This is a genomic window from Luteimonas sp. S4-F44 (assembly GCF_022637415.1).
In the GTDB taxonomy this organism is placed as follows: domain Bacteria; phylum Pseudomonadota; class Gammaproteobacteria; order Xanthomonadales; family Xanthomonadaceae; genus Luteimonas.
Map to the genome: position 1 here is coordinate 2,250,909 of NZ_CP093340.1, position 14,584 is coordinate 2,265,492.

Consider the following 14,584-nt stretch of genomic DNA (forward strand, 5'->3'; position numbering starts at 1 on the left):
CGTGCTCAGCGGTCGCTGCGCAGGTACTGCAGGAACGGGTCGTTGCGCTCGAGCACGATCACGTTGTCGCCCTTCTCGAACGCCTTGCGGTACGACTCCAGGCTGCGCTGGAAGGCGTAGAAGCCCGGATCGCGGCTGGCGGCCTCGCCATAGATGCGGGTCGCCTCGGCATCGCCCTCGCCTCGCAGCTTCTGCGCATCGCGCTCGGCCTCGGCCAGCAGCACCGTCTGCTCGCGATCGGCCTGACCGCGGATCGCACGCGCCTGCTCCTCGCCCTCGGCGCGCAGCCGGGTGGCGACTTCGCGGCGCTCGGCGCGCATGCGGTCGTAGACCTGCACGATGACCTGGCTATCGGTGGGCAGGTCGATCTGCTTGAGGCGAATGTCGACGATCTGCATGCCCAGCGACTTGGCGGCTTCGTTGATGCCCGGCAGCTGGCGGTCGACGAACTGCGCCCGGTTGCCCGAGACCAGTTCGGTCAGCGTGTTGGCGTTGATCTCGTTGCGCAGCGAGTTCTTGATGATCGGCTCCAGGCGCAGGCTGGCGTCGTCCTCGCGGCCCTGGGTGGCGCGATAAAACGCGGCGGCGTCGCTGATGGTGACGATCGCGACGAAGTCGACGCTCACGTCCTTGCGCTCGGAGGTCAGCGAGCGCTCGGGCGAGAACGCGCTGGCGTTGAAGCGGCGATCGAAGATCCGCGCCGATTCGATCAGCGGGACCTTGAAGTGCAGGCCCGGGCCGATATCGGTGCGGGCCACGCGGCCGAGGTTGAGCACCAGGGCGACCTGGCCTTCGCGGACCACGAACACCGAGCCCATCAGGCCCAGCAGCACGATGATCAGCAGCGGAATGACGAAATTCAGTCTCATCGGGAGCCTCCATCGCGCGGCGGGCGCGGCAACTGCGAGGACCGCGCGGGCGCCTGGGCGGCCTCACGGGTGGCCTCGACGGTCGGCGACAGCACCTCGGGCGGGACCAGCGACGGCGCCGGCTGGGACGAACCCCCACCCCCGGCCATCGGGACATAGATCAGCTGGCGGCCATCGCCGCCGATCACGGTGCGGTTCTTGGCGAGCACCTGCTGCACGGTGTCGAGCCACAGGCGCTTGCGGGTGACCTCGGGCACCTTGGCGTATTCCTCGACCAGCAGCGAGAAGCGGGTCGCGTCACCGGTGGCGCGGGCGATCTCGGCGGTCTTGTAGCCCTCGGCCTGGGCGCGGATGCGCGCGGCCTCACCGCGGGCCTCGGGCACGATCTGGGCGGCGTAGGCGCCGGCTTCCTTGACCAGCTGCTCGTTCATCTGCTGGGCGCTGTTGACCTCGTCGAAGGCCGGCTTGACCTCTTCGGGCGGACGCGCGTCCTGCAGGTTGAGTTCGGTGACCGCCAAACCCGTCTGGTAACTGTTGAGCGAGACCTGCAGCGATTCCTGCGCCGCGGTCGACAGCGGGCCGCGGGCATTGAGCGCGGCGTCGAGGTTGGCACGGCCGATCTGCTCGCGCACCGCGCTGACCGCGGTCTGCTCGAGCATCTCGCGCGCGTTGCGGGTGCCGTAGAGGTACTTGATCGGATCGCCGACCCGGTACTGCACGTTGAACGACACCACGACGATGTTCTCGTCGCGGGTCAGCACCGGCACGGTGTTGCTGTAGGACTGCACCGTGGTCGCATCGACCTTGGTCACGCGCTCGATCGGCCAGGGCAGTTTGAAGTTCGGTCCCGGGCCCATGACGCGCGCGGCCTGCCCGAACCGCAGCACCACGCCGCGCTGCTGCTCGCCGACCAGCACGAAGCAGTTGAGCAGCACGACGACGACCAGCGCGACCACGATCCAGCGCAGCGGGTTACCGCCACCGCCACCGCCGAACAGGCCGCGCAACTGGTCGATCAGGCCGTCGAAGGCACCGCCACCGCGACCGCGACGACCACCATTGCGGCGCGGCGGCCAGGGATTGCGGTCACCGCCGCCGGACCCGCGATGGTCCGGGGCTTCGTTGTCCTTGTTCTTGCCGGGAATGTTCCAGGCCATGCCTGCTCCAGTTCTGGGCGCGCAGCCTGCGTCGGCGACGGCGCGGGGATTGCATAGTCTAACCGGCTCCCGGGCTGCGGACGCCACGGCGCCAGCAGGAAACACGGTCGTCGATGTCGGGAAAACGCGAGGAAGATCGGGAAACGGACGTGATCGGTGCGCCTGTGCGGGCGCCTCCACGACCCAAAGCCCCAGATCAGATGGTGTCGGGATCGTCGACAGGCAAGAGCCCGCGCAACGGCGCGCCCTCGGCGTGCGCGGCCAGGCGCGCGGCGTCGGCATGCGCCAGGTCGATCTGCAGCCGCCAACCGCCGGCCTCCTCGGCCGCTTCCTCGCGCACCGCCTCGAGCGCGTGCAGGCGCGCGCGCAACCGGCCCGCTTCGGGCGGCAACGCCACGCTGCCGACGATGCGGCGCATGCCCAACCGGCGCGCCAGTGCCTGCGACAGCAGATCCAAGCCGAGCCCGTCGCGCGCGGAGATCCACACCGCCTCACGCACGGCATCGTCGGCGAGCGCCGCCGGGTCCATGTCGTAACGCGGCGCGGCCCCGTCGATGCGGTCGATCTTGTTGAACACCAGCAACTGCGGCAGCTCGCCGGCACCGATCTCGCCGAGCACCGCGTCGACCTGGGCGATGCGCTCGTTGCGCAGCGGGTCGGCGGCGTCGATGACGTGCAGCAGCAGGTCGGCCTCGCGCGCCTCGCTCAACGTGGAGCGGAACGCGGCGACGAGTTCGTGCGGCAGGTCGCGGACGAAGCCGACCGTGTCGGCGAGCACGATCGCGCCGCCCGACAGGTCGACCCGGCGCACGGTCGGGTCCAGGGTCGCGAACAACTGGTCGGCCGCGTAGGCATCCGCGCCGCTGAGCGTGTTGAACAGCGTCGACTTGCCGGCGTTGGTGTAGCCGACCAGGGCCACGCGCGGCAGCTCGCTGCGCACACGCGCGCGGCGCATCTGGGTGCGCTGCACCTCGACCTTGCCCAGCCTGGCCTGCAGCTGCTCGACCCGCTTCTGCAGCAGGCGGCGGTCGGTCTCGAGCTGGGTCTCGCCGGGCCCGCGCAGACCGATCGAACCACCGCGCTGGCGTTCCAGATGGGTCCAGCCGCGCACCAGGCGCGTGGCCATGTGGCGCAGTTGCGCCAGTTCGACCTGCAGCTTGCCTTCATGGCTGCGCGCGCGCTGGGCGAAGATGTCGAGGATCAGCCCGGTGCGGTCGACCACACGCCGCTCGAGCGCACGCTCGAGGTTGCGTTCCTGGCCGGGCGAGAGCCGGTGATTGACCAGGATCAGGTCGGCACCGCTGGCCTCGGCGGCGGCCTTGACCTCCTCCAGCTTGCCGCTGCCGATCAGCGTGGCGGCATTGGGGCGATCGATGCGTGCGGGGATCACCATCGCGACCTGGGCACCGGCCGAGCGCGCGAGCTCGGAGAATTCCTCGAGCACGCCTTCGTCGACCGGACCGTGCGCGTGGGGCTGGATCAGCAGCGCGTTTTCACCCTTGCGGGAGCGTTCGAACAAGCGGGGTCAGGCCTCTGGGTTCATTCAGGCTGTTCGACGGTGTCGTCGCCCGCACCGTTTGCGGACTCGACGAAACCGCCACCGGGGGCCACGCGCACGTTGCGCGCCGGCACCACGGTCGAGATCGCATGCTTGTAGACCATCTGGCTCACGGTGTTGCGCAGCAGCACCACGAATTGGTCGAACGACTCGATCGTGCCCTGCAGTTTGATGCCGTTGACGAGGTAAATCGAGACCGGTACGCGCTCACGGCGCAATGCGTTCAGGAAAGGATCCTGCAAGGACTGTCCCTTGGACATCGTGTTCCCCAGCTTGGTTATTGTTGTCGGGCGCTGGCCCGTCGACGCCACTCCCCGCGACGCGACCCGCCGATGTTACACAACCCTCGCCTCGCGCGTACGGGACGGTTCGTCTCGAATGGTCTGTCGGGTCGAGCGGCATGGCGGTTCAGCCGTCTCCTGCATGCGTCGCGGGGCGCGCTGCCAATGCCTGGTCCACCGCGGCATCGAGCGCGACGCGCTCGCGGACCGGGTCGAACCAGCGCACCTGGCTGCGCCCACGCAACCAGGTGAACTGGCGCTTGGCCAGTTGCCGGGTCGCAGCGATCGCACGCTCGCGCATCGATGCCGCATCGCCCAGCCCGTCCAGGTACTCCCAGGCCTGGCGGTAGCCGACGGCGCGGATCGCCGGCAGGTCCAGCGGCGCAGGATGGGCGCGCAGCTGCGGCAAGGCACGCAACGCGCGGACCTCGTCGAGGAAGCCGGCGGCAAGCATCGCGTCGAAGCGCGCGGCGATCCGCGCATGCAGCTCGCTGCGCTCGGGCGGCGCGATCGCCAGCTGCAGCACGCGCGCCGGAAGCGGCGGTGCCTCGGGCGGGCGGCGTTGCCAGTCGCTGATCGGCACGCCGCTCAGGCGATGCACTTCGAGCGCCCGCTGGATGCGTTGCGGGTCCCCCGGCCCGATCCGCGCCGCGGCCTCCGGATCGACCTCGGCAAGCTGGGCGTGCAGCGCCGGCCAGCCGAGTACCGCGGCTTGCGCGGCGATCTCCGCCCGCACGGCCGGGTCGGCGGCCGGCATCGGCGAGAGACCTTCGAGCAGAGCGGCGAAGTACAGCCCGGTGCCGCCGGCGAGGATCGGCAGCCGGCCGCGCGCGAGGATGTCCTCGATCGCGCGGCGGGCATCGGCGGCGAACTCGGCGGCCGAATAGGTCTGCCACGGGTCGCGCAGATCCAGCATGTGGTGCGCGACGCGCGCGCGCTCGGCGGCATCGGGTTTGGCTGCACCGATCTCCAGGCCGCGATACACCAGCGCCGAGTCGACGCTGACGATCTCGCCATCGAGGCGTTCGGCCAGAGCCAGCGCCAGCGCGGACTTGCCCGAGGCGGTCGGGCCCATCAGCGCGATCGCCCAAGGCCGGGCGTTGCCGGCGTTCATCGCCTGCGGATGCGCGCGGACCTCACGCGTCGCCGCCCCGGCCCAGCACGCTGTTGCGCCGCGCGTAGAGCAGGTAGACCACGACGCCGAACGCGTTCCAGGCCAGGAACCACAGCTGCGTGCGCTGCGGCAGGCTCCAGAACAGATAGCTACAGCCGAGAATCGCGATCGGGCCGATGACCCAGGCCAGCGGCGCGCGGAACACGCGCGTGCGCTGCGGATCGCGCACGCGCAGCACCAGCATGCACAGCGCGACTGCGGTGAATGCGGCCAGCGTGCCGGCATTGGCGAGCGCGGCGATCTCGTCCAGGCGTGCCACGCCCGCAAGTGCGGCGACCAGCACCGCGGTGAACAACGTGATCATCACCGGCGTGCCGCGCCGGGCGTCGACCTTGGACAGCCCGCGCGGCAGCAGGCCGTCGCGCGACATCACGAAGAACACCCGGCTCTGGCCATAGAAGAACGCCAGCAGCACCGTCGGCAGCGCGACCACCGCCGCGCCCGAGACGATGCCCGATGCGGTGCCCTGCCCCAGTTCGCGCATGATCAGCGCCAGCGGCGCCGGGCTCTGGGCGAACAGCGTGTAGTGCATCGCACCCACCGCCGCCAACGCGACCAGCAGGTAAATCACCGTGCAGCCGACCATCGAGCCGATGATGCCGATCGACAGGTCGCGCTTGGGATTGCGGGTTTCCTCGGCCGCGGTGGAGATCGCGTCAAAGCCGTAGAAGGCGAAGAAGATGATCGCCGCGGCCGCCATCACCCCGCGCTCCACACCATCGCCGCCCATGCTCTTGGCAAAGCCGTGTGGCATGAACGGCTCGAGGTTGGCCGCGTCGAAGTGCGGCAGCGCGATCGCGACGAACACCGCCAGCGCCACGACCTTGACCACGACCAGCACGGCATTGAGCGTCGCGCTTTCCTTCGTGCCCACGACCAGCAGGCCCGCGACGGCGAAGGTGATCAGCACCGCCGGCAGATTGATCACGCCACCGGCATGCGGCCCGACCGCGATCGCCTGCGGCACGGTCACCCCGATGCCGGTCAGGAACTCGACCACCGAGCCCGACCAGCCGACCGCCACCGCGCTCACGACCAGCGAGTACTCCAGGATCAGGCTCCAACCGACGATCCAGGCGATGCCCTCGCCCAGCACCGCATAGCTGTAGGTATAGGCGCTGCCGGCGGCCGGCATCATCGTCGACATCTCGGCGTAGGCGAGCGCGGCGCAGGCGCAGACCACGCCGGCGACAAGGAACGACAGCAGCACCGCCGGGCCGGCGAGGTTCGCACCGACGCCGATCAGGGTGTAGATGCCGGTGCCGACGATCGCGCCGATGCCCAGCGCGACCAAGTGCGGCCAGCCGAGGGTGGGCACCAATCGGCGACCTTCCTCGTGCACGGTGATCAGATCGATGTTCTTGCGCCGCAACCAGGCCTGCATGCGGAAATCCCCACCCGAAGACGAAGCGCACAGTGTGGGGCATCCCCCGGCCCATTGCGATGTGCGCTGCGACAGCCGGTCGCGCCGCCTGCGGCGGCGGCGCCGATGCCGCTGGCGACGCTCAGGCGTCGTCGGGCCACTGGATTGCCGGCGGCGCCGAGGCGACCCGCGGGCGCGGCACCGCTGCCACTGCCTGCCAGACCTGCAACGCGTCGACGGTCGCCGCGACATCGTGCACGCGCAGCAGCCGGGCGCCGTTCTGGGCGGCGATCAGGTGCGCGGCGACCGACCCGGCGACGCGCTCGGCCGCCACCTCGCGTCCGGTCAACTCGCCGATGCTGCGCTTGCGCGACAGACCGGCTAGCACCGGCACGCCGAGTTCGCCCAGGCGCGCGAGTTGCGCCAGCAGCGCCAGATTGTGTGCGGTGGTCTTGCCGAAGCCGAAACCCGGGTCGATGACGATCCGTCGCCGTTCGATGCCGGCCATCTCGGCAGCGAAAATGCGCTCGGCCAGGAACCGGTGCACCTCGGCGACCACGTCGTCGTACTCGGGCGCGTCCTGCATGCCGCGCGGCTCGCCCAGCATGTGCATCAGCACCACCGGCACGCCGAGCGCGGCCGCGGTCTCGAGCGCGCCCTCGCGGCGCAGCCCGTAGACATCGTTGATCAGGCCCGCACCGGCCTCGACCGCGGCGCGCATGACCTCGGGCTTGGAGGTGTCGATGCTGATCGGCAACGCGGTCTGCGCGACCAGCGCCTCGACAACCGGCAGCACCCGCCGCAATTCCTCCTCGAGCGGCACCTCGTCAGCGCCGGGCCGGGTCGACTCGCCGCCGATGTCGAGCACGTCGGCGCCCGCCTCGGCCAGCCGTAGGCCGTGCGCAATGGCCGCCTCGGTCGTCGCATACGCCCCACCATCGGAGAACGAATCGGGGGTGACGTTGACGATGCCCATGACCCGCGGGCGGTCGAGCCGCAGGACGCGGCCGTTGCAATCGAGTTGGGGAGCGGTGTCGAACATGGGCGTCGGGCATCGGAATTGGGGCGTCGATTATCGGACGTCCGGCATCGCGACGCCCGCTCATGCAAAACGGCACCCCGTCGCCCGGGTGCCGCTCAGTTGAATCACGTCCTGCGCGTCCGCCCCAGGCGTCAGGCCTGCTCGGCAGCGCCGCCGATCGGCTGCAGCGGGCGCTTGCCGCCGGTGTCGCCGTCGTCGCCCCCACCCCCGGGCGGATTGGCCTTGCCCCAGCCCATCGGCGGCGGCGGATCGCGACCTTCCATGATCGCGTCGATCTGCGGCACGTCGATGGTCTCGTACTCGAGCAACAGCTTGGACATCGCGTGCAGCTTGTCGATGTTGCCGGTCAGGATCTCGCGGGTGCGGGCATAGGCCCGGTCCAGAATCTCGCGCACGACTTCGTCGATCTTGCGCGCGGTGTCGTCGGAGACGCTCTTGTGTTGGGTGACCGACCGGCCCAGGAACACCTCGTCGTCCTCTTCGCCGTAGGCGATCGGACCCATGACGTCCGACAGGCCCCACTTGGTGACCATGTTGCGGGCGATCTTGGTGGCACGCTCGATATCGTTCGACGCGCCGGTGGTGACCTTGTCCTCGCCGAAGATCAGTTCCTCGGCCACACGCCCGCCGTACAGCGAGCACAGCTGGGATTCGATCGCCACGCGGTTCATCGAGTACTTGTCGCCCTCGGGCAGATACATGGTCACGCCCAGCGCGCGGCCGCGCGGGATGATCGTGACCTTGTAGACCGGGTCGTGCTCGGGCACCAGGCGGCCGACGATCGCATGGCCGGCCTCGTGGTAGGCGGTGAGCGTCTTCTCGTCCTCGCTCATCGCCATCGAGCGGCGCTCGGCGCCCATCAGAATCTTGTCGCGCGCACGGTCGAAGTGGTCCATGCGGACCTCCTTGGCGTTCTCGCGCGCGGCGAACAGCGCCGCCTCGTTGACCAGGTTCGCCAGGTCCGCGCCGGAGAAGCCCGGCGTGCCGCGGGCCACGACCAGCGGTTGCACGTCCTCGTCCAGCGGCACCTTGCGCATGTGGACCTTGAGGATCTGCTCGCGACCCTTGACGTCGGGCAGGCCCACGACGACCTGGCGGTCGAAGCGGCCTGGACGCAGCAGCGCCGGGTCGAGGACGTCGGGCCGGTTGGTCGCGGCGACCACGATCACACCCTCGCCGCCCTCGAAGCCGTCCATCTCGACCAGCAACTGGTTCAAGGTCTGCTCGCGCTCGTCGTGACCGCCGCCCAGACCGGCGCCGCGATGGCGGCCGACCGCGTCGATCTCGTCGATGAAGATGATGCACGGCGCCTGCTTCTTGGCCTGCTCGAACATGTCGCGCACGCGCGAGGCGCCGACACCGACGAACATCTCGACGAAGTCCGAACCGGAGATCGAGAAGAACGGCACCTTGGCCTCGCCGGCGATCGCCTTGGCGAGCAGCGTCTTGCCGGTGCCCGGCGGGCCGACCATCAGCACGCCGCGCGGAATCTTGCCGCCGAGCTTCTGGAACTTGGAGGGATCGCGCAGGAACTCGACGAGTTCGGACACTTCTTCCTTGGCTTCGTCGCAACCGGCGACGTCCGCAAAGGTAACCTTGGTCTGTTCCTCGCTCAGCAGCTTGGCGCGCGACTTGCCGAAGGACATCGCCCCCTTGCCGCCACCCTGCTGCATCTGACGCATCATGAAGAACCAGAAGCCGATGATCAGCGCGACCGGCAGCAGCTGGATCAGGATGTAGCCCAACGAGATTCCGCTCGACGGCGGCGCCTGATCGATCGCGACGTTGTGGTTCATCAGGTCGTCGATCATGCGATCGTCGCGCCGCGGGGCGATCACCGTGCCGGTCTGCCCGCCCTTGGTCTTGAACGTGATGGTGCGCTCGTCCTCGGCGATCTTCACCGACCCGATCTGATCGCGGCGCACCTGCTCCATGAACTGCGAGTACTGGACGTCCTGCCCGCCGGCGACGCCGGTGCGGGGGCTGAAGCTCTGGAAGACCACCATCAGCACGATGGCGACCACCACCCAGAGCAACAGATTCTTGACCAGATCGTTCATGTGATTGTTCGACTCTTCATTAGGTGGAGCGAGAAAACCGTCGCCACGCCGGCCGATGGTACTACGGCCGTGTGGTGCCGCTGTTCATGGTCCCAGGGCCCGGATCTGCACCCGCTCAACGCGGCCGCTTGCCCTGGGCCAGGGCGTAGACCTCGGGCGAACGCTGCCGGGAGGCGGCCGGCTTGCGGATCGAGAGCTTCTCGTACCGCTGCCGCAGGTCCTTCACGTAGGCGTCGAAATCGGTGCCCTGGAACAGCTTGATGAGGAAGGTGCCACCGGTGCGCAGGTGGTCGTCGGCGAACGCCATCGCCAGCTCGGCCAGGTGCATCGCCCGTGGCTGGTCGACAGCATCGATACCGCTTTTGTTGGGGGCCATGTCCGACAACACAAGGTCCACCTGCTGGCCGCCGAGCGCGGCCTCGAGCGCGGCCAGCACCGCATCCTCGCGGAAATCGCCATGCAGGAACTCGACCCCGGCCAGCGACGGCATCTCCAGGATGTCGAGCGCGATCACCCGCCCGCTGTCGCCCAAGGCCTGCCGGACCCACTGCGACCAGCCACCGGGAGCGGCCCCCAGGTCGACGACGACCATGCCCGGCTTGAGCAGCCGGCTGCGCTCGACCAGTTCCTCGAGCTTGTACGCCGCACGCGAGCGCAGGCCCTCGGCCTGCGCCTTCTTCACGAAGGGGTCGGAGAAATGTTCTTTCAGCCAGCGCTGGCTGCTTTTGCTGCGGGAGGCCATTGCCGGCTCGGTGAGGCTGAACGGAGGACGCGAATTGCCATGATATCCTGCGGACCGTTTTCATTCCTGCGACCGGTTCATCCATGAGTAACGTCCTGACCGCTGCCCAGACCCGTTTTCTGCGCGGCCAGGCCCATAGCATCAAGGCCATGCTGCAGGTGGGCGGCAAGGGCATCACCGATGCGCTGGTCGCCGAGATCGATGCCGCGCTTGAGCATCACGAGCTGATCAAGGTGAAGGTCGGGGCCGCCGATCGCGAGGCCCGCGATGCGATGATCGCCGAGCTGGCCGAACGCACGGGCAGCGCGCTGGTCCAGCGCATTGGCCATGTCGCCGTGCTCTACCGGCAGAGCCGCGACCGTCGCCAGATCGTGCTGCCGCGGGCCTGAGCGCCCGGTTCGCCGATGCAGCTCAGCCTCGAAACGCCCGACTTCGACTACGTCCTGCGCGGCGCCAACGGCACCAGCGCGCGGGTCAACGATCGCCAACTGACCCGCAGCTTCATCGTCGCACCGCGTGCGCTGGTCGAGGATTGGCCGGTCACCTCGGTGCGCACGCTCGACCTCGATGCCCTCGCCCGGGTGCTGGCGCTCGAGCCCGAAGTGATCCTGCTGGGGACCGGCGGCATGCAGGCCTTCCCGCCGGCCGCGACGATGGCCGCCTGCCTGTCACGCGGCGTCGGCCTGGAAGCGATGACCAATGCCGCCGCGGCGCGCACCTTCAACGTGCTCGCCGGCGAAGGCCGGCGGGTGGTGGCGGCGTTCGTGCTGGAGGGCGATGACTCGTGATCGCTGATTCGACGTCAGCGGCTCACCGCTGACGTCGACGCATCACGCCTTCACGCCTGCCCCATGACGCCGGCTCATCGCGCCGGCAGATACGACAACGGATCGACCGGCTTGCCGTTGTAGCGAATCTCGAAGTGCAGCATGTCGCGGGCGGCGCCGCTGCGGCCCATCTCGGCGATCTGCTGGCCGGCGCGGACGCGCTCGCCTTCGTTGACCCGGCGGGTGCGGTTGTGGCCGTAGGCCGACAGCCACTGTTCGTCGTGCTTGACGATGATCAACTCGCCGTAGCCGACCAGGCCCGAGCCGGAATACACCACGACGCCGTCTGCGGACGCGCGAACCGGCTGTCCGCCGGTGCCGGCGATGTCGATGCCCTGCTTGGTCGGTTCGTTGGCGACATAGCGCGCGATCAACTGCCCGTCGGTCGGCCACTGCCACTGGAACGGGCTGCGCGCCGGCGGTGGCGCGGGGGGCTGCGGCGCCGACTGGGTCGGCCGCACCGGCTGGCGCGTGCCGCCCGACGATGCGGCGGCCGACGCGCCGCGCCCGCCCGGGTACAGGCGCAGGCGCTGGCCGGGATAGATGGTGTACGGCGGCCGGATGCTGTTCCAGGTCGCCAGGTCCAGCACGCTGATCCCGTTGCCCGATGCGATGCGGTACAGCGTGTCGCCACGCTGTACGACCACGCTCTGTCCCGGCTTCGGGGTCGAGGTGCGCGTCGCCCCGCCTTCGCGCACCACCCGGCTACTGCCGCAGCCGACAAGCAACAAGGCCGTCAACACCAGTACCACGATCCTCATCGGCGAAACTCCATCCAGACCAGTCCGACTGCGACCAGACCGACCATCAGCCAGCCCAGCCATTCGATGTAGCGCCGCAGGATCGGCTCCACGCGCGGGCCGCCCCAGGCCATCAGCCCGGCCACGAGGAAGAACCGCGCGCCGCGCCCCACCAGCGAGCCGGCAATGAACGGTAACAGCCCAACGCCGAGCGAACCCGACGCAATCGTGAATACCTTGTACGGAATCGGCGTGAAGGCAGCGAGGAAAACGAACACGAAGCCATGGCGCAGAAACAGCGCCTGGATCTCCTCGAACGCCGGCTGCCAGCCCATGCGCACGATCCATGGCCAGACCAGATCGAGCGCGTAGTGACCGATGACGTAGCCCAGCAGGCCGCCGACCAAAGAACCGAGCGTGCACAGCAACGCGTATCGCCACCACTTCCGAGGCTGCGCCAGCGCCATCGGCGCGAGCATGACATCGGGCGGGATCGGGAAGACCACCGACTCGGCGGCGCTCATGAAGGTGAGATAGCGCGGCGCATGACGATGCCGGGCCCAGGACAGCACGCGCTCGTAGAGCGCCTCGAACAACTGCATCAGTCGATGTACCCCGAAAGCAACGGCACGAAGGCCACCGCCGCGACATCCTGCTGCACGAGCCGGCCGTCGGCCTGCTTGTGCAGCACCAGCAGCCGCTGCGAACCTGCCGCGCCGACCGGCGCGACCAGCGTGCCGCCGTCGGCGAGCTGCGCGGTCAGCGCATCGACCAGCGCAGGGCCGGCCGCAGTGACCACGATGCCGTCGAACGGACCGTTCTCCGGCCAGCCGATGCGACCGTCGTCGTGCTTGCTGCGGACATTGAGGCCGAGCGAGCGGAAGCGCTTGCGCGCCACGCGCAGCAACTCGCCGATCCGTTCGACCGTGTGCACCTCGATGCCGAGCGCGGCAAGGATCGTGGCCTGGTAACCCGAGCCGGTGCCCACTTCGAGCACCTTGCGCGGCATGCCGTTGGCCAGCAGCGCCTCGGTCATGCGGGCGACCACCCAGGGCTGGGAGATCGTCTGGCCATGCCCAATCGGCAGTGCGGTGTCTTCATAGGCGCGGGTTGCCAACGCCTCGTCGACGAACAAGTGCCTGGGCACGGTGCGGATCGCGTTGAGTACGCGCTCATCGGAAATCCCGCCGCCCGGATGCGCGCCATCGCGCAGTCGCTCGATCAGGCGGTCGCGCACGCGCTGCGAGGTCATGCCCACGCCCAATGCCTCGGGTTGCAACCGCAAGCGCGCCATCATGCCTGCGTCGCCCGGAGCCCGGCCTCCAGCCCACTGACCCAACTGGCGACATGCTCGAGCGCCTGGTAACGGGTGAGATCGACATGGATCGGGCTGATCGAGATATGCCGTGTGCGCACGGCATGGAAATCGGTGCCGGGGCCGGCGTCCTGCTCCGGGCCGGCGGCGCCGATCCACCAGAACGTGCGTCCGCGCGGGTCGACGATCGGCGTGCAGCCCTCGGCGCGGTGGCGATTGCCCAGCCGTGTGACCTCGAAGCCTGCGAGCGCGTCCCAGGCGACATCCGGCACGTTGACGTTGAGGATGGTGTCGGCCGGCAGCGGATCGGCCTTGAGCCGGGCAACGATTTCGACCGCGGCGCGCGCGGCGGTCTCGTAGTGTCGCCCGTCGTGATGGGCCGTGACCAGCGACATCGCGACCGCCGGCAAGCCGCAGAAGCGGCCTTCCATCGCCGCGGCGACGGTGCCCGAATAAATGACGTCGTCACCGAGGTTGGCGGTGTTGTTGATCCCCGACACGACGATGTCAGGTTCGCGATCGAGCAGCCCGGTCATCGCCACGTGCACGCAGTCGGTCGGCGTGCCGTGGACCCGCCACGTCGTCTCGTCGAGCTGCACTACGCGCAACGGCAGGTCGAGCGTGAGCGAGTTGCTCGCCCCGGACCGGTCACGGTCGGGGGCGACGATCAGCACCTCGTGCCCCGCATCCCGCAGCCCCTGGGCGAGGATCCGGATGCCCGGCGCGTCGACGCCGTCGTCATTGCTGACCAGTACGCGCATGAACGTTTCCGAAAGCCCCCTGCGGTTGGCGAAGCGGACATGATAACGGATGCGTCCCACGTGCCCCAGCTTGTGCGGGCACACGCGCCTGCGCACGGCAGGCGTCCGCGCTACGCTGGTGCCATGAGCCGCAACCACGACGCGCCCGACGACGACGATGCTGCGCTGTTCCGCGCCGCCATCGGGGCCGTGCGCGAGCTGCCCAGCGCGCCGCCGCCGCCGCAGGCGCCCCGCCCGCGCCCGGCCACGCGCATGGCCGAGCGCGACGACGAGGAGGCCCGCAGCGAGTTCCGACAGCTGCTCGACGGCCCGCTGCTGCAGGGCGGCGATGCGATGCAGTACCGCCGCGACGATGTGCCCGTGCGCGTGTTGCGCCGGCTCGGCCGCGGCGAGTACGCGGCGCAGGAAGAACTGGACCTGCACCACGCCGATACCGCGCAGGCGACGGCGCTGCTGCGGCTGTTCCTGCGCGACGCGATCGACGCCGGCGTGGGCTGCGTGCGCATCGTGCACGGCAAGGGCATGAATTCCTCGCCCGATGCGCCGGTCATCAAGAATCTGGTCGACCGCTTGCTGCGCCAGCGCGGCGACGTACTCGCGTTCCACAGCGCCCCCAGCGCACAAGGCGGCACCGGCGCAGTACTGGTGCTGCTGCGCCCACGACGCTGACCGTCGGTCGAGACGGCGACCTGCCC

16 protein-coding genes are annotated in these 14,584 nt (G+C 69.5%); 3 read left to right on the forward strand and 13 right to left on the reverse strand.

The window, feature by feature from the left end; translation table 11 throughout:
- Positions 1-5: 5 nt before the first annotated feature.
- The 9 genes from hflC to rlmE form a co-directional block, all read right to left on the reverse strand.
- Positions 6-869: a protease modulator HflC gene (gene hflC, locus MNO14_RS10335; protein ID WP_241943674.1), complete on the reverse strand. Its 864-nt coding sequence runs from the start codon at positions 867-869 to the stop codon at positions 6-8.
- Positions 866-2,026, reverse strand: coding sequence for an FtsH protease activity modulator HflK (gene hflK, locus MNO14_RS10340; protein WP_241943675.1), 1,161 nt, complete (start codon positions 2,024-2,026; stop codon positions 866-868). The genes hflC and hflK overlap by 4 nt, the downstream gene beginning before the upstream one ends.
- A gap of 196 nt (positions 2,027-2,222) precedes the next feature.
- Positions 2,223-3,545, reverse strand: a complete 1,323-nt coding sequence (hflX, locus tag MNO14_RS10345) for a ribosome rescue GTPase HflX (protein ID WP_241943676.1) — start codon at positions 3,543-3,545, stop codon at positions 2,223-2,225.
- Positions 3,546-3,565: 20 nt separating this feature from the next.
- Positions 3,566-3,844 (reverse strand): RNA chaperone Hfq, encoded by a 279-nt coding sequence (gene hfq / locus MNO14_RS10350; protein WP_241943677.1) that lies wholly within the window; start codon positions 3,842-3,844, stop codon positions 3,566-3,568.
- Positions 3,845-3,992: 148 nt separating this feature from the next.
- A complete protein-coding gene (miaA, locus tag MNO14_RS10355; RefSeq protein WP_241943678.1) occupies positions 3,993-4,979 on the reverse strand; it encodes a tRNA (adenosine(37)-N6)-dimethylallyltransferase MiaA in 987 nt (328 codons plus the stop codon).
- Positions 4,980-5,001: 22 nt separating this feature from the next.
- Complete coding sequence (locus tag MNO14_RS10360; RefSeq protein WP_241943679.1) at positions 5,002-6,423, reverse strand: amino acid permease; 1,422 nt, start codon at positions 6,421-6,423, stop codon at positions 5,002-5,004.
- A gap of 121 nt (positions 6,424-6,544) precedes the next feature.
- A complete protein-coding gene (folP, locus tag MNO14_RS10365) occupies positions 6,545-7,444 on the reverse strand; it encodes a dihydropteroate synthase (protein WP_241943680.1) in 900 nt (299 codons plus the stop codon).
- Positions 7,445-7,575: 131 nt separating this feature from the next.
- Positions 7,576-9,504, reverse strand: coding sequence for an ATP-dependent zinc metalloprotease FtsH (ftsH, locus tag MNO14_RS10370; RefSeq protein ID WP_241943681.1), 1,929 nt, complete (start codon positions 9,502-9,504; stop codon positions 7,576-7,578).
- 115 nt (positions 9,505-9,619) lie between these two features.
- The gene (rlmE, locus tag MNO14_RS10375) at positions 9,620-10,246 is read right to left on the reverse strand and encodes a 23S rRNA (uridine(2552)-2'-O)-methyltransferase RlmE (protein ID WP_241943682.1); all 627 of its coding nucleotides are present in this window, start codon (positions 10,244-10,246) and stop codon (positions 9,620-9,622) included.
- A gap of 83 nt (positions 10,247-10,329) precedes the next feature.
- Between rlmE and yhbY the strand changes: the two genes are divergently transcribed.
- Both yhbY and MNO14_RS10385 read left to right on the forward strand, forming a co-directional pair.
- On the forward strand, positions 10,330-10,635 hold the full coding sequence (yhbY, locus tag MNO14_RS10380) for a ribosome assembly RNA-binding protein YhbY (RefSeq protein ID WP_241943683.1): 306 nt from the start codon (positions 10,330-10,332) through the stop codon (positions 10,633-10,635).
- 15 nt (positions 10,636-10,650) lie between these two features.
- Complete coding sequence (locus MNO14_RS10385; RefSeq protein ID WP_241943684.1) at positions 10,651-11,034, forward strand: Mth938-like domain-containing protein; 384 nt, start codon at positions 10,651-10,653, stop codon at positions 11,032-11,034.
- A gap of 74 nt (positions 11,035-11,108) precedes the next feature.
- Here MNO14_RS10385 and MNO14_RS10390 read toward each other — a convergent pair whose 3' ends face one another.
- From MNO14_RS10390 to surE, 4 genes are read right to left on the reverse strand one after another with little or no spacing between them, the layout of a single operon-like run.
- Positions 11,109-11,897: a peptidoglycan DD-metalloendopeptidase family protein gene (locus MNO14_RS10390; RefSeq protein WP_241943685.1), complete on the reverse strand. Its 789-nt coding sequence runs from the start codon at positions 11,895-11,897 to the stop codon at positions 11,109-11,111.
- A complete protein-coding gene (locus tag MNO14_RS10395; protein WP_241943686.1) occupies positions 11,831-12,415 on the reverse strand; it encodes a VTT domain-containing protein in 585 nt (194 codons plus the stop codon). The genes MNO14_RS10390 and MNO14_RS10395 overlap by 67 nt, the downstream gene beginning before the upstream one ends.
- Complete coding sequence (locus MNO14_RS10400) at positions 12,415-13,110, reverse strand: protein-L-isoaspartate(D-aspartate) O-methyltransferase (protein WP_241943687.1); 696 nt, start codon at positions 13,108-13,110, stop codon at positions 12,415-12,417. The genes MNO14_RS10395 and MNO14_RS10400 overlap by 1 nt, the downstream gene beginning before the upstream one ends.
- Positions 13,107-13,889, reverse strand: coding sequence for a 5'/3'-nucleotidase SurE (surE, locus tag MNO14_RS10405; protein ID WP_241943688.1), 783 nt, complete (start codon positions 13,887-13,889; stop codon positions 13,107-13,109). Before surE ends, MNO14_RS10400 begins: the two co-directional genes overlap by 4 nt.
- A 123-nt stretch (positions 13,890-14,012) precedes the next feature.
- Between surE and MNO14_RS10410 the strand changes: the two genes are divergently transcribed.
- Positions 14,013-14,558, forward strand: a complete 546-nt coding sequence (locus tag MNO14_RS10410; protein WP_241943689.1) for a Smr/MutS family protein — start codon at positions 14,013-14,015, stop codon at positions 14,556-14,558.
- The last annotated feature ends 26 nt before the right edge of the window (positions 14,559-14,584 follow it).

Coding starts and splice junctions, on each gene's coding strand:
- hflC (WP_241943674.1), bottom strand. CDS start 869: ATGAGACTGAATTTCGTCATTCCGCTGCTGATCATCGTGCTGCTGGGC.
- hflK (WP_241943675.1), bottom strand. CDS start 2,026: ATGGCCTGGAACATTCCCGGCAAGAACAAGGACAACGAAGCCCCGGAC.
- hfq (WP_241943677.1), bottom strand. CDS start 3,844: ATGTCCAAGGGACAGTCCTTGCAGGATCCTTTCCTGAACGCATTGCGC.
- miaA (WP_241943678.1), bottom strand. CDS start 4,979: ATGAACGCCGGCAACGCCCGGCCTTGGGCGATCGCGCTGATGGGCCCG.
- MNO14_RS10360 (WP_241943679.1), bottom strand. CDS start 6,423: ATGCAGGCCTGGTTGCGGCGCAAGAACATCGATCTGATCACCGTGCAC.
- folP (WP_241943680.1), bottom strand. CDS start 7,444: ATGTTCGACACCGCTCCCCAACTCGATTGCAACGGCCGCGTCCTGCGG.
- ftsH (WP_241943681.1), bottom strand. CDS start 9,504: ATGAACGATCTGGTCAAGAATCTGTTGCTCTGGGTGGTGGTCGCCATC.
- rlmE (WP_241943682.1), bottom strand. CDS start 10,246: ATGGCCTCCCGCAGCAAAAGCAGCCAGCGCTGGCTGAAAGAACATTTC.
- yhbY (WP_241943683.1), top strand. CDS start 10,330: ATGAGTAACGTCCTGACCGCTGCCCAGACCCGTTTTCTGCGCGGCCAG.
- MNO14_RS10385 (WP_241943684.1), top strand. CDS start 10,651: ATGCAGCTCAGCCTCGAAACGCCCGACTTCGACTACGTCCTGCGCGGC.
- MNO14_RS10390 (WP_241943685.1), bottom strand. CDS start 11,897: ATGGCTGGGCTGGCTGATGGTCGGTCTGGTCGCAGTCGGACTGGTCTG.
- MNO14_RS10395 (WP_241943686.1), bottom strand. CDS start 12,415: ATGCAGTTGTTCGAGGCGCTCTACGAGCGCGTGCTGTCCTGGGCCCGG.
- MNO14_RS10400 (WP_241943687.1), bottom strand. CDS start 13,110: ATGATGGCGCGCTTGCGGTTGCAACCCGAGGCATTGGGCGTGGGCATG.
- surE (WP_241943688.1), bottom strand. CDS start 13,889: ATGCGCGTACTGGTCAGCAATGACGACGGCGTCGACGCGCCGGGCATC.
- MNO14_RS10410 (WP_241943689.1), top strand. CDS start 14,013: ATGAGCCGCAACCACGACGCGCCCGACGACGACGATGCTGCGCTGTTC.